Source organism: Streptomyces sp. SID8352 (genome assembly GCF_009862265.1).
Classification (GTDB): Bacteria; Actinomycetota; Actinomycetes; order Streptomycetales; family Streptomycetaceae; genus Streptomyces.
Map to the genome: position 1 here is coordinate 228767 of NZ_WWGX01000030.1, position 13977 is coordinate 242743.

The window sequence follows — 13977 nt, forward strand, 5'->3', positions numbered from 1 at the left end:
ACCGAACGGACACCGACCGGTGCCGCCGCCCGGCGGGCGCCCCCGCGGGCCTCGGGGACGGAAGCGCCGGCGCCCCGGCCCCGACCGGCCCGGGGGCTACGCCGTCAGTCCCGCCTCCGTCAGCAGGAACGCCGTCATCGGGTCGTAGTGGCGGGGGCTCACCACATGGTCGTCCAGCGGCACCGCCACCTGGAGGGTGCCCTCCGACTCGGCCACGAAGAGCGCCGGGTCGTTGCAGTCCGCGTAGCCGACGGAGTCGACGCCGTGCTGGGCCGCGCACCCCGCCCAGCCGTGGTCGGCGACCACCAGGTCCGGCAGCGGGCGCCCGGCCCGCTCCAGCCCGGTCAGCACGGCCTTCATCGGGGCGCCGGAGTGGGTGTGCCACAGCGAGGCGCCGTGCTCCAGCACCGCCACGTCCGCGAACTGCTGCACATACCCCTCCTCCGTCGTCAGCCCCTCCGGGATCACCACGATCTCGCAGCCCGCGGCCCGCAGCGCCGCCGCCGTCGCCCGGTGCACGTCCAGCAGCCCGCCCGGGTGCCCGGTGGCGAACAGCACCCGCTGCCCGCCGTCCGCCGCCTTGCGCAGCCGCGCCGCCATCCGCTCCAGGGCGGCCACGGTCAGCTCCGGGTCGATGGTGTCCTGCCCGTACCGGTACTCCGGGTCGTCGTTGACGCCGACCCGCTCCGCCATCACGGCGAGCACGTCCTGCTCGTCGCTCCAGCGCCCGCCCAGCTCCAGGCCGAACCAGAAGTTGCGGTCGCCGTTCGCCAGCCTGCGGTAATGGTCGAGGTTGTTCTCGCGGGGAGTGGCGACGTCGCCCGCGATACGTGTTCTGACGAGGTGCTCGGTGAGTTCGGCGCGGCTGGGTGTCCCGGGTATCGGCATGGCTCCATTGTGGGGCAGCGGGGCGCGCCGGTCCCGGGCATGCCACAGGCCGTGACGGGCGCCCGCCCGGCCCGGCGCCCCGCTCACCGTCGGCGCAGCGCGAACCACAGCTCCGTACGGACGTCCATGTCGTCCAGGTCCGCGCCGAGCAGCGCCGCGCAGCGGGCCACGCGCTGCCGCACGGTGTTGCGGTGCACGGACAGGGCCACGGCCGTGCGGTCCCAGCTCCCGTGCAGCGACAGCCAGGCGCGCAGCGTCTCGACCAGCGTGGGGAAGGCCTCCAGCGGGGCGAGCAGTGCGCGGGCGTACGCCTCCGCCTCGTCGTCCGGGACCAGCCCGGCCAGACCGGTCCGCCCGGTGTGCCGGACCACCGCCGTCCGCCCGGCCCTCGCCCGTGCCAGCGCCCGCCCGGCCTGTACGTCGCCCGCCGCCCAGTCCCGCGCCGTCACGGGCGCGCTGACGCCCAGCGTCCAGCCCGGCCGGGCCGACGGCCCCTCGGGGGCACCGGGGGCGGCGGGCGTGCCGGGGGCGCCGGAGGGCGCGGGCGTGCCGGAGGATGCGGTGGCGCCGGACGGGTCGGGCTCCGCGGCGGCCCCGGTGCCGGTTTCCCGGGCGGCGGCCGGACCCTGCCCTCCGGCCCCCTGCCGTCCGGCCCCGCGGGCCGGGACCAGCAGCCGTACGACCTCACCGGCCGGGTCCACGAGGGACGTCCCCAGGGCGGCCCCCAGCGCCGCCGCCGGCACCGGGCCCGCGTCCCCCGCGTCCGCCCGGGCGTGCACCACGTACCAGTCCCCGTCCACCCCGCCGTCGAGCAGCGGCGCCACCTCTTCGGGCCGCGCCCCCAGCAGCAGCCGCACCAGCGCCGACGACGAGGCCCCGCCCGTCCCGCCGAACCGCTCGCCCGCCGGTCCCGTCAGCAGGGAGAGCAGGACGGCGGCGACCGAGGCGAGCGCGTGGTCCCCCGGCTCCCGCCGCGGAGCCGCCACGGACCCTGGCCCCCGCCCCGGCACCACGACCCCGAGCACGCCCCCCTGCCCCGCGCCGAGCCCGTACGCGGCGAGCCGCGCGCCCGCGACCCCGTCGGACGCGGTCGACACCGCCCCGTCCGCCACCCGCCGCACCAGCGCCGCCAGCGCGCGCCCCACGGCGTCCCCGCCGTCTTCACCGTCCCCGTCCGCCCCGCCGTCCCCGTCCGCCCCGCCGTCCCCGGACCCGTCGGACGCCGGGCCCGAAGCGCCGTGGGACCCGGGCCGCCCGGCGGTCCGGCCCGCCGCGTCCCCCGTCCCGGGCGTCGTCGCCGTCTCAGCCGTCTCCGCCTCGTCCGCCGCCCGCCCGGGCCGCCGGGCGCCGTCCGCCCCGGCCCCCGGAGCCGGACCGCGCCCCGCCGAGGCCAGCGGGACGCCCTCCGGCGAGTACAGGACGGCCCGGCCGTCCAGGAGCGAGGCGAGGCGCCGCAGCACCGCGGACACCGGGTCCGGGCGGGACGCCGCCACCGCCAGGCTCCGCTGCGCCTCCGCGACCCGGCGCACCTCCGCCAGCCCGGCCCGGGTCATCAACCGTCCCACCGCGCGCGCCACCCCCGAGAACGTCGTCCCCGGCGGCACCTCCACCAGCGGCAGCCCCCGCTCCGCACAGGCCGCCACCAGAGCTTCCGGCACCTCGTCGTGCACCGGGGTCACCCCGAAGCCGAGCGCCGCCCCGCCCGCCGCGACCACCCGGGCCACGTACTGTGCGCAGGCCGCGCCCACGTCCCCCGCCGACGGCACCCAGACGCCGGCCGTCAGCAGCAGCTCCCCGCCCAGCAGGTAGGGGCCGGGGTCGGCCATCTCGGAGGCGTGCGCCCCGTGCAGCGCCACCCCGGCGGCCGGCGGCCCGGCGAGCCGCCGCAGCTCCAGCTCGTCACGGGCCAGCAGGTCCGCCAGGGACACCGGGGAGGCGGGAGGGCCCTGCGGCCCGACCGATGCCGACATGATGGATGATTCCTCCCTTACGCTGATGAATGGTGGAGGAAACATACACTTCGCGGCCCTCGCCCGGCCGCCTAGGGTCGGTCCGGAACCGCCGTTCCGGCCCACCGCCGAGGCCGCACGGCAGCAGGACACACGCGGCGAAGCGTCAGAAGGAAGGCAGCGCATGACCCCCCACGAGACCCCCCGCGGCCCCGTCGACTCCTCCCGCGTCCCGCGCTACGCCGGTCCCGCCACCTTCGCCCGGCTGCCCCGGCTGGACGAGGTCGGCACCGCCGACATCGCCGTCGTGGGCGTCCCCTTCGACTCCGGCGTCTCCTACCGGCCCGGCGCCCGCTTCGGCGGCAACGCCGTACGCGAGGCCTCCCGCCTCCTGCGCCCCTACAACCCGGCCCAGGACGCCTCCCCCTTCGCCCTCGCCCAGGTCGCGGACGGCGGCGACATCGCCGTCAACCCCTTCGACATCCACGAGGCCGTGGAGACCGTCGAAGCCGCTGCCGACGAACTCCTCGGCACGGGCGCCCGCCTGATGACCCTCGGCGGCGACCACACCATCGCCCTGCCGCTGCTGCGCTCCGTCGCCAGGAAGCACGGCCCCGTCGCCCTGCTCCACTTCGACGCCCACCTCGACACCTGGGACACCTACTTCGGCGCCGAGTACACCCACGGCACCCCCTTCCGCCGCGCGGTCGAGGAAGGCGTCCTCGACACCTCCGCCCTCTCCCACGTCGGCACCCGCGGCCCCCTCTACGGCAAGCAGGACCTCACCGACGACGAGAAGATGGGCTTCGGCATCGTCACCTCCGCCGACGTCTACCGGCGCGGCGCCGACGAGGTCGCCGACCAGCTCCGCCAGCGCGTCGGCGACCGCCCCCTCTACATCTCCATCGACATCGACTGCCTCGACCCCGCCCACGCCCCCGGCACCGGTACCCCCGAGGCGGGCGGCATGACCTCCCGCGAACTGCTGGAGATCCTGCGCGGGCTCTCCTCCTGCAACGTGGTCTCCGCCGACATCGTCGAGGTGGCCCCCGCCTACGACCACGCCGAGATCACCGCGGTGGCCGCCTCCCACACCGCCTACGAACTGACCACCCTCATGTCCCGCCGCGTCGCCCGGGAGAAGTCCGCGCGGTGACCCACGGCCACGACCGGGTCCCGCGCCCCGCCGCCGCCCGGACCGGGGCTGCCTCCGCCCCGCCCCGGCCGCGGCGGCACGGACCTCGTCGTGGCGGCCCCGGCCGCTCGGCGCCCCCACCGGGCGGGTGACCGGCGGGCGCCGCCCCCGCCGCTACCAGATCGCCCTCACCCACTCCGGGTGGTCGACGAACGGGTTGCGGTTGTGCTGGTAGGAGTCGTAGATGACCTGGTTGCGGCGCTTCTCGAAGGCGTCCGGCGGGTCCAGCTCGTTCCACGCCCTGAGCACGTCCAGCCGCCCCATGTACGGGCTGCTGCCGTTGCCGACCTGTCCGTTGACCTCCAGGTCGGGCCTGCCGTCGTCCCCCTCGTAGCGGACCGCCATGTAGAAGACCATGCGGGCCACGTCGCCCTTCACGGCGTCACGGGGCTCGAAGGAGTCGGCGTCGGTGCGGCTGCCCCCGCCGTTCGCCACGGCGCTGCCGCCGTTGTCGAAGTCCTTGTTCCCACGGACGCCGTTGACCTGGACGTCCTCGGGACGCAGATGGTGCAGGTCGGTGCCCGGGCCCGTGGAGGTGCCGAAGTCGCCGTGGGACTTGGCCCACACGTGCTCCCGGTTCCAGTCCCCGGTCGCTCCGCCGTTGCGGGACTTGCCGCGCGAGACGCCCGAGTAGAGCAGGATCACGTTGCCGCTGTTGGCCGGGTCCTGGTCGGTGTCCTTGAGGGCGTTCCAGACCGCCGCGTACGACAGCTTCGTCTGGGAGCCGATGATCGTGTGGAGCGCGGACCTGAGACCGGCGCCGGTCTTTCCGATCGCGTCCCTGTAGTACGTGTCGTCGTAGGACACCGCGGCGCCGAGGGCGCCCGGGGCCGCCGCGACCGCGGTGGCCCCGGTGGCCGTGGCCGGCGGCGTGATCGGGGCGGCGGCCGTGGCGGGAGCGGCGGCCAGGGGGGTGGCGAGGAGGCCGGCGAGCACGGCCGCCGTGCCGAACGCCCTGACCGGCCGACGGCACGAGTCCTTGACTGTGCGTATCGCGAGCATGTGGATGTCCGATCTACGCGAGTTGAGTGCGGTATCGCGATCGTGACATGGACATGCGGGCGTGATGATGTACGGACAGTGATGATTGCGTGACGAATTGGCCGATGTCCGGCGGTACGGGGCCGGGCTACTCCCGGTCGGCCCAGGGCGCGAGCAGGTCGAGCGCCAACTCCCCGAAGAGGCCGTCGAGCGCCTCCTCCCGCGCGGGGTCGCCGACGGCCCCGGGGCACAGGGCCGCGGGCCGGGCGATCCACAGCAGCTTCCACGGCCTGGAGTCCAGCCGGGGATCGCTCCAGACGCCACCGTGCGGTGCGAGGGGGTGCAGCAGGTCGCCGATCAGCCCGGCCGCGGTCCGCAGGACGGGGCCGTCCAGCGCCGTGTGGGAGGACAGGAGGGCCGTGGGGTGGGTGCGGGCGACCGCCGCCGTCGTCGGATGGCGCCGGACCAGCCGCACGGCCTCCGTCAGATGGGAGACGATGCCCGGCACGGTGCCGTCGGAGGGACGGGTGCGGCGCGCGGTGTCGAAGACCTGGCCGAGTTCGGCCCGGAGTGCCCGGACGTGCAGCGCGGACGCCGACTTCCAGTTGGCGTAGAGGAAGCCGCGCGAGGTCCCGGAGGCGCGGGCGACGGCCGCCAGGGACACCCCCAGGCCCCCGGTGCGCATCAGCGCGCGCACCGTGTCGATCACATGGCCGGTGCCATGGGGGTTCCGGAGGTCTCCAGGGGTCATGGGCCCATGCTGGACAAAAATGTGTGGGCAGATGGAGGCGAAATGCCCACGTGTCACTCAAATGAGCGGTGAATGAACGAATGTGCCATGAGTGTCCACCGAAAAAACCGCCCATGGGGGACCCGGCCCACGCGGACACCGCGGGGCTCCCCCTGCCGTGCCCCGGGCGGCAGGCACGACCGAGGCGCGTGTCCGAGGGGACCCGGGTCCCGGAACGGCGGCGGCGTGAGCGCCTTCCCGGCCACCACGCCTCCGCCGCCGCCGTCACACCGCCGCGAATTGTTACAGCGGGATGAAATGGCCGGTCGCGGGTGTTGCAGCCTTGCGGAAGAGCAGCGGGACAGGACGACCGACCGGAGGGCACGGCGTGGAAGCGCAACGGGGCTGGGCACGACGACTGGCCGCCTACGCATGGCGGCACCCCAGGGACGTCGTCCTCGCGCTCGGGTCCTCCCTGGCCGGCATGGCCGTCATGGCGCTGGTCCCGCTGATCACCAAGGTGATCATCGACGACGTGATCGACGCCAGGACCCGGGACATGTCCGTCTGGGCCGGTCTCCTCATCGGCGCCGCGCTCGCCGTCTACGTCCTGACGTACGTCCGCCGCTACTACGGCGGACGGCTGGCCCTGGACGTCCAGCACGACCTGCGCACCGAGATGTACGGCACGATCACCCGCCTCGACGGGCGACGGCAGGACGAACTGTCCACGGGGCAGGTCGTCGGGCGGGCCACCAGCGACCTCCAGCTCATCCAGAGCCTGCTGTTCATGCTGCCCATGACCATCGGGAACATCCTGCTCTTCCTGATATCCCTGGTCATCATGGCCTGGCTGTCGCCGGTGCTGACCCTCGTCGCCCTCGCCGTCGCCCCCGCCCTCTGGATCATCGCCCGCCGCAGCCGCACCCGTCTGCATCCCGCCACCTGGTACGCGCAGGCCCAGGCGGCGGCCGTCGCGGGCGTCGTCGACGGCTCCGTCAGCGGTGTGCGCGTGGTGAAGGGCTTCGGGCAGGAGGACCAGGAGACGGGCAAGCTCCGCGAGGTGGGCCGCAGGCTCTTCGCCGGACGGCTCCGCACCATCCGGCTGAACGCCACCTACACCCCGGCCCTCCAGGCCGTGCCGGCCCTCGGCCAGGTCGCCATGCTCGCCCTCGGCGGCTGGCTCGCGGTGCGCGGACACATCACGCTCGGCACCTTCGTCGCCTTCTCCACCTACCTCGCGCAGCTCGTCGGCCCGGTGCGGATGCTCGCGATGGTCCTCACCGTCGGCCAGCAGGCCCGCGCCGGCACCGAACGCGTCCTGGAGCTGATCGACACCCAGCCGTCGATCGAGGACGGCGCCAAGGACCTCCCCGGCGACGCCCCCGCCACCGTCGAGTTCGACGACGTGTCCTTCGGATACTCCCCCGACCGGCCCGTCCTGGACGGCCTGTCCCTGGAGATCCGGGCCGGTGAGACCCTCGCCGTCGTCGGCGCCTCCGGCTCCGGCAAGTCCACGGTCTCCCTGCTCCTGCCGCGCTTCTACGACGTCACCCGGGGCGCGGTGCTCATCGGCGGCCACGACGTGCGCGAACTGACCCAGGACTCGCTGCGCGCCGCGATCGGCCTGGTGCCGGAGGACTCCTTCCTCTTCTCCGACACCGTGCGCGGCAACATCGCCTACGGCCGCCCCGGGGCGGCCGACGAGGAGATCGAGGCCGCCGCGCGGGCCGCCCAGGCCCACGGCTTCATCAGCGAACTGCCCCAGGGCTACGACACCCGGGTCGGCGAGCACGGGCTCACCCTGTCCGGCGGCCAGCGCCAGCGGGTCGCGCTCGCCCGCGCCCTGCTCACCGACCCCAGGCTGCTGGTCCTGGACGACGCCACCTCCGCCGTGGACGCCCGGGTCGAGCACGAGATCCACGAGGTGCTCCGCGAGGTCATGCGGGACCGCACCACCCTGCTCATCGCGCACCGCCGCTCCACCCTGAACCTCGCGGACCGGATCGCCGTCCTCGACCGGGGCCGTCTCGCGGCCCTCGGCACCCACGAAGAACTCCAGGAGCACTCCGCGCTCTACCGGCGGCTGCTCACCGACCCCGAGGAACTGGGCGCCGTGTCGCCCGGCCATTCCCGGCCCGCCGCGCCCGCCGAGGACACCTCGGTGAGGGACGAACTGGACGCGGAGTTCGACGCCGAGCGCGGGGTCACCCCCCGGCTGTGGACCGGTGAACGGCAGCCCCGGGACCCGGCCCTCGCCGGTACCCCGGCCACGCCCGCGCTGCTCGCCCAGGTGGAGGCCCTGCCCCCGGCGGTCGACACCCCCGAGGTGGACGAGGCGCAGGCGGTGCGGCCGGAGGTCTCCTACGGACTGCGGCGCCTGCTGCGCGGCTTCGGCGCCCCCCTGCTGATCAGCCTCGCCCTGGTCGCCGTCGACGCGGGCGCCGGGCTGCTGCTCCCGGTGCTGATCCGGCACGGCATCGACCAGGGCGTCAGCCGGCTCGCGCTCGGCGCGATCTGGGCCGCCTCACTGCTGGCCCTGTTCGCGGTGCTCGCCCAGTGGGTCGCGCAGACCGGCGAGATCCGGATGACCGGCCGCACCGGCGAACGCATCCTGTACGCCCTGCGCCTGAAGATCTTCGCGCAGCTCCAGCGGCTCGGCCTGGACTACTACGAGCGCGAGCTGACCGGCCGCATCATGACTCGGATGACGACGGACGTGGACGCCCTGTCGACGTTCCTCCAGACGGGCCTGGTCACGGCCTTCGTCTCGGTGGTCACCTTCTTCGGCATCCTGGTCGCGCTGCTGGTCATCGACGTCCAGCTCGCCCTGGTGGTCTTCGTGACCCTGCCGCCGCTGATCGTCGCCACGTACTACTTCCGCCGGGCCAGCGTGAAGGCGTACGAGCTGGCCCGGGAACGGGTCTCGGTGGTCAACGCCGACCTCCAGGAGTCGGTGGCCGGGCTGCGGATCGTGCAGGCCTTCCGGCGCGAGCGGGACGGAGTGGACCGCTTCACCGAGCGCAGCGACGGCTACCGCCGCGCCCGTGTCCGCGGCCAGTGGCTCATCTCGGTCTATTTCCCGTTCGTGCAGCTCCTGGCGTCGGCCGCGGCGGCGGCCGTGCTGATCGTGGGCGCCCGGCGGATCGACGGCGCGACGCTGACGACCGGCGCGCTGGTGGCGTACCTGCTCTACATCGACCTGTTCTTCGCGCCGGTCCAGCAGCTCTCCCAGGTCTTCGACGGCTACCAGCAGGCCTCCGTCTCGCTGGGCCGCATCCAGGAACTCCTGCGCGAACCGGCCTCCACCCGGGTCCCCGGGAAGCCGCTCGACGTGCCGGAGCTGCGCGGGGACATCGCCTTCGAGAACGTGAGCTTCAGCTACGGCGACGAGGAGGAGGCCCTCAGCGGGGTCGACCTGCGCATACCGGCCGGGCAGACCGTGGCGTTCGTCGGGGAGACCGGCGCGGGCAAGTCGACCCTGGTCAAGCTGGTCGCCCGGTTCTACGACCCGACCGGCGGCCGGGTCACCGCCGACGGCCGGGACCTGCGCACCCTCGACCTGACCGCCTACCGGCACCGGCTGGGCGTCGTCCCGCAGGAGGCCTACCTCTTCCCGGGCACCGTGCGCGACGCCATCGCCTACGGCCGTCCCGAGGCCACCGACGCCGAGGTGGAGGCGGCGGCCCGGGCGGTCGGCGCGCACGAGATGATCGCCACCCTGGAGGGCGGCTACCTGCACGAGGTCGCCGAGCGCGGACGCAACCTGTCCGCCGGGCAGCGGCAGCTCGTCGCGCTGGCCCGCGCCGAGCTGGTCGACCCGGACGTGCTGCTTTTGGACGAGGCGACGGCCGCCCTCGACCTGGCCACCGAGGCCCAGGTCAACCAGGCCACCGACCGGCTCGCGGGCCGCCGCACCACCCTGGTCGTCGCCCACCGGCTGACCACCGCGGCCCGTGCCGACCGGGTCGTCGTCATGGACCGCGGGCGGGTCGCCGAGGACGGCACCCACGACGAGCTGCTCGCCCTCGGCGGACGCTACGCCCGGCTGTGGCGGACCTTCACCGGAGCGTCCGGACCGGGGGAGACGGTCGGCGCGGTCCGGTAGCCACCGGCGGGCCCGGGGGCAACCAAGCGGCCGGGCCGCGCGTCCGTACAGGCGTACGCCGGGGAACGTCGTCGCGCGTACGGAGGGGCGGTCGTGGTGGGAGGGACGGGCATACGCGGGCTGCTGGTGTTCGGCACGGCGGTGCTGACGGCGGCCGGGCTGCTCACCGTCGCCGCGCCGGGGGAGGCGCGGGCACGGGGGGCGGTGTGCGCGGGGCGCACGGTCCGCACCCTGCCGTTCGCCACCGGAACGGTGGTCGTGCACCGGCGCGGCGGCTATGTGTGCGCCTTCACCGTCCCGAAGCGGCCCGGGGCGGCGCGGTGGATGACGGTCGGCGTGCAGGCGCGCGGCGGGCGTCCCGTCGTCGACGCCGGGCGGTACGCCCACCGGGCCGGACCGGTGACCGTGTACGCGGGGCAGCGCTGTGTGCGGCTGCGGGGGAGCGCCGGCGCGGGATCGGTCGATTCCGGCTGGATCCTGTGCTGAACCGCCGCCGCTCTGCCTGGTGCGGGGGCACCCGGCTCCGATAGCTTCCGGCGCACATCCCTACACAGGAGGATGCATGCGCAAGGCGCTCAGATGGCTGCTGGCCCTGGCGATGCTCATGGGCACCGTCGGCACGGCGGGGGCGGCGACCGCCGCCGAGCCGGAGGCCACCGACATCAAGGACCGGCTCCTCGCCGTACCGGGCATGAGCCTGATCGAGGAGAAGCCCTACCCGGGCTACCGCTTCTTCGTACTGAACTACACCCAGCCCGTCGACCACCGGAACCCGTCCCGGGGCACCTTCCAGCAGCGGATCACCGTGCTGCACAAGGACACCGCCCGCCCGACGGTCTTCTACACCAGCGGCTACGACGTCTCCACCGCGCCCCGCCGCAGCGAGCCGGCGCAGATCGTGGACGGCAACCAGGTCTCCCTGGAGTACCGCTTCTTCACCCCGTCCCGGCCCTCGCCGGCCGACTGGACCAAGCTGGACATCAGACAGGCCGCCGACGACCAGCACCGGGTGTTCGCCGCCCTGAAACCGCTCTACCCCCGCAACTGGATCGCCACCGGCGGCTCCAAGGGCGGCATGACCGCCACCTACTACGAGCGCTTCCACCCCGGGGACATGGACGGCGTCGTCGCCTACGTCGCCCCCAACGACGTGGTGAACACGGAGGACTCGGCCTACGACCGCTTCTTCACCCGGGTCGGCACCAAGGAGTGCCGGGACCGCCTGAACGCCGTGCAGCGCGAGGCGCTGGTGCGCAGGGCGCCGCTGGAGAAGAAGTACGCCGAGGTGGCCGCCGCGAAGGGGTACACCTTCGGGACCACCGGCAGCCTGGACCGCTCCTACGAGGCCGTCGTCCTGGACTACGTCTGGAGCTTCTGGCAGTACAGCACCCCGCAGGACTGCGCCGCCGTCCCGGCCGACGCCCGCACCGCCGGCGACGACGAGATCTGGGCGACCCTCGACGCGGTCTCCGGCTTCTCCGCCTACACCGACCAGGCCCTCGCCACCTACACGCCGTACTACTACCAGGCGGGCACCCAACTCGGGGCGCCGACGATCCGCTTCCCGCACATCGAGAAGAGGTATGTGCGCTACGGCTACCAGCCGCCGCGCATCTTCGTGCCCCGGTCGATCCCGATGCGGTTCCAGCCGTCGGCGATGCGGGACGTCGACACCTGGGTACGGCACAACGCCCGGCGGATGCTCTTCGTGTACGGCGAGAACGACCCGTGGGGCGCCGAACCGTTCCGCCTCGGCGCCGGGGCGCGCGACGCGTACGTCATGACCGCGCCCGGCATGAACCACGGGGCCAGGGTCGCCGGACTGACGCCGGACGAGCGGACGCTCGCCACCGCGCGGATCCTGGACTGGGCGGGTGTCACCCCCGCCGCCGTCCGGGCCGACCCCTCGGCCGCGAGGCCGCTGGCGTCCTTCGACGCGAAGCTGGACCGGCCCGACCCGCGGCGCGGGCCGGGACCGCGCCTGTAGCGGCCCGCCGTGCCCGGCCGACGCGGTTCGCGGTTCTTCCCGCGTCGGCCGGGCACGGCTCCCGCGGTCCATTCCGCGTCGGCCGGGCACGGCTCCGCGGCGGCCGTCCGGTCCGCCGCGTCCGTCCGGGCCGGGCCCCGCTCCCGGCCGGGGCAGGTCCGGCCCGCGCCGCGGCTCCCGGGCGGCTACCCCCGGTAGGACAGGCCGTGCCCGACGGGGAGGAGCACCGCCGAGGGATCGTCCGCCCGCACCACCGGCACGGGCAGCCGCCCGCGCGGCCGGACCCGTCCGGCGATCACCCGGGCCGCCGCCCGGACCTCGACGTCCGTCCAGGAGTAGGCGGCCAGGACGGCCGGAACGCCCGGCAGTTGGGCCACGTCGTAGGGGTTGCGGACGGCGACCGCGATCACCGGCCGCCCGGTGGCGAGCAGCCGCTCGACCAGGGTCCGCTGGGCGCTGCCCGCGGTGACGTTGTAGGTGGTGACGACCACCGCGTCCGCGTCGCCCGCCGCCGCGGCCGCCTGCTCGACGAGGGCGCCGGTGGGGGCGGTGCCGGTGGACAGGGCGGTGGCGGTGAACCCGAGGTCCGCCAGCGCCCCGGCGAGGACGGCGGTGGGCGGGCCGGTGGTGCCCGACGGGGAGGCCGGGTCGGCGCCTACGACGAGCAGCCGCCGGTGCTCGCGGCGGGACAGCGGCAGCAGGCCCCGTTCGTTGACGAGCAGCGTGGTGGTCCGCTCCGCGATCCGGTCGGCCGCCGCCAGGTGCGCGCGGGTGCCGACGACGCGGTCCACGTCCCGGCGGCTGGTGTACGGGTCCTCGAAGAGGCCGAGCCCGGCCTTCAGCCGCAGGATGCGCAGGATCGATTCGTCGAGCCGTTCCTCCGTCAGTTCGCCGTCGCGCACCGCCTGGAGCACCGCGTTCCAGGCGAGGTCCAGGTCCGGCGGGTTGAGGAGCTGGTCGACGCCCGCCTTCAGGGCCAGCACGGGCACCCGCCGGTCGCCGTACTTGCTCCGCACGCCCTCCATGCCGAGGGAGTCGGTGACGACGACGCCGTCGTAGCCCAGTTCCCCGCGCAGGATGCCGGTGAGGATGCGGTGGGAGAGGGTGGCCGGGTCGCCGGAGCCGTCGAGCGCCGGGACCATCAGATGGGCCGTCATGACGGAGCCGATGCCGGCCGCGACGGCCGCGCGGAACGGCGGCGCGTCCAGCCGCTCCCACTCCTCGCGGCTGTGGGTGATGACGGGGAAGCCGGTGTGGCTGTCGGTGGCGGTGTCCCCGTGCCCGGGGAAGTGCTTGGCGCAGGCGGCGACGCCGGAGCTCTGGTAGCCCTTCACCTCGGCGGCCACCAGACCGGAGACGGCCTCCGGGTCGGAGCCGAAGGAGCGGACGCCGATGACGGGGTTGGCCGGGTTGACGTTCACGTCGGCGACCGGGGCGTAGTCCTGGCGGATGCCCAGCGCGCGCAGCTCGGCACCGGCGAGCCGGCCGAGGGCGCGGGCGTCGGACCGCGAGCCCCCGGCGCCGACGGCCATGGCGCCGGGGAAGAGCGTGGCGGGTCGTCCCACGCGGGCCACGATCCCGTGCTCCTGGTCGGTGGAGATCAGCACCGGCAGACCGCGCGGCAGGCCGAGCGAGGCCCGCTGGATGCCGTTGGACAGGTCGGCGGTCTGGTGCGGGTCGCGGGTGTTGTGCGCCCAGGAGAAGTAGATGATGCCGCCGACCCGGTATCTGGCGATCAGTTCGGCGGCGGTGCGGACGCCGGTCTCCCTGAGGTTGGCGTCGATGTCGGCCTGGTCGGGGGCGGTGGCGGAGTGGCCGTAGACCCGCGTCACGAAGAGCTGGCCGACCTTCTCCTGGGGCGTCATGCGGGAGACGAGCGCGCGGAGCGCCCGGTCGTCGGGGCGCCGGGGCCCGGCGTGGGCGGTGCCGCCGGCCGCGAGGACCGCGGCGGCGCCCGCGGTGGCGGCGAGGACGGTGCGTCTGGAGGGCGGGGCGGTGCTTCCCGGGCCGGCCGTGCTGCTGTGGTGCACGTGCGCTCCTTCCGGAGTGATCCGTGGGGGAATCGCTGGAGCTGCTGAAGGAAACTGCCGAGGTGTCACCAATATCCGGGAAGTTTTCGCCAGTCAAGGGACCGCACGG

The 13977-nt window shown here is 74.8% G+C and carries 9 protein-coding genes; 4 read left to right on the forward strand and 5 right to left on the reverse strand.

Annotated elements, in window-relative coordinates:
- Nucleotides 1-96 precede the first annotated feature (96 nt).
- Both GTY84_RS10305 and GTY84_RS10310 read right to left on the reverse strand, forming a co-directional pair.
- Nucleotides 97-888, reverse strand: a complete 792-nt coding sequence (locus GTY84_RS10305) for a phosphatase (protein WP_161225848.1) — start codon at nt 886-888, stop codon at nt 97-99.
- An 83-nt stretch (nt 889-971) separates the two neighbouring features.
- Nucleotides 972-2858, reverse strand: coding sequence for a PucR family transcriptional regulator (locus GTY84_RS10310; RefSeq protein ID WP_161225849.1), 1887 nt, complete (start codon nt 2856-2858; stop codon nt 972-974).
- A gap of 163 nt (nt 2859-3021) precedes the next feature.
- On the opposite strand from GTY84_RS10310, the gene speB reads away from it, so the two are divergent.
- Nucleotides 3022-3993, forward strand: coding sequence for an agmatinase (gene speB, locus GTY84_RS10315; RefSeq protein WP_161225850.1), 972 nt, complete (start codon nt 3022-3024; stop codon nt 3991-3993).
- Between the two features lie 153 nt (nt 3994-4146).
- Here speB and GTY84_RS10320 read toward each other — a convergent pair whose 3' ends face one another.
- Both GTY84_RS10320 and GTY84_RS10325 read right to left on the reverse strand, forming a co-directional pair.
- The gene (locus tag GTY84_RS10320; protein WP_161225851.1) at nt 4147-5034 is read right to left on the reverse strand and encodes an endonuclease; all 888 of its coding nucleotides are present in this window, start codon (nt 5032-5034) and stop codon (nt 4147-4149) included.
- Nucleotides 5035-5161: 127 nt separating this feature from the next.
- Nucleotides 5162-5764, reverse strand: a complete 603-nt coding sequence (locus GTY84_RS10325; RefSeq protein WP_161225852.1) for a hypothetical protein — start codon at nt 5762-5764, stop codon at nt 5162-5164.
- A gap of 367 nt (nt 5765-6131) precedes the next feature.
- Between GTY84_RS10325 and GTY84_RS10330 the strand changes: the two genes are divergently transcribed.
- The 3 genes from GTY84_RS10330 to GTY84_RS10340 all read left to right on the forward strand — a co-directional run bounded on the left by GTY84_RS10330 (nt 6132) and on the right by GTY84_RS10340 (nt 11838).
- Nucleotides 6132-9851 (forward strand): ABC transporter ATP-binding protein, encoded by a 3720-nt coding sequence (locus GTY84_RS10330; RefSeq protein ID WP_161225853.1) that lies wholly within the window; start codon nt 6132-6134, stop codon nt 9849-9851.
- Nucleotides 9852-9947: 96 nt separating this feature from the next.
- A complete protein-coding gene (locus tag GTY84_RS10335) occupies nt 9948-10337 on the forward strand; it encodes a hypothetical protein (protein ID WP_345943396.1) in 390 nt (129 codons plus the stop codon).
- A 76-nt stretch (nt 10338-10413) separates the two neighbouring features.
- Nucleotides 10414-11838, forward strand: coding sequence for a S28 family serine protease (locus tag GTY84_RS10340; RefSeq protein ID WP_161225854.1), 1425 nt, complete (start codon nt 10414-10416; stop codon nt 11836-11838).
- A 185-nt stretch (nt 11839-12023) separates the two neighbouring features.
- Here the strand turns inward: GTY84_RS10340 and GTY84_RS10345 are convergent, their stop codons facing one another.
- Nucleotides 12024-13868, reverse strand: a complete 1845-nt coding sequence (locus GTY84_RS10345) for a glycoside hydrolase family 3 protein (RefSeq protein ID WP_161225855.1) — start codon at nt 13866-13868, stop codon at nt 12024-12026.
- Nucleotides 13869-13977 lie beyond the last annotated feature (109 nt).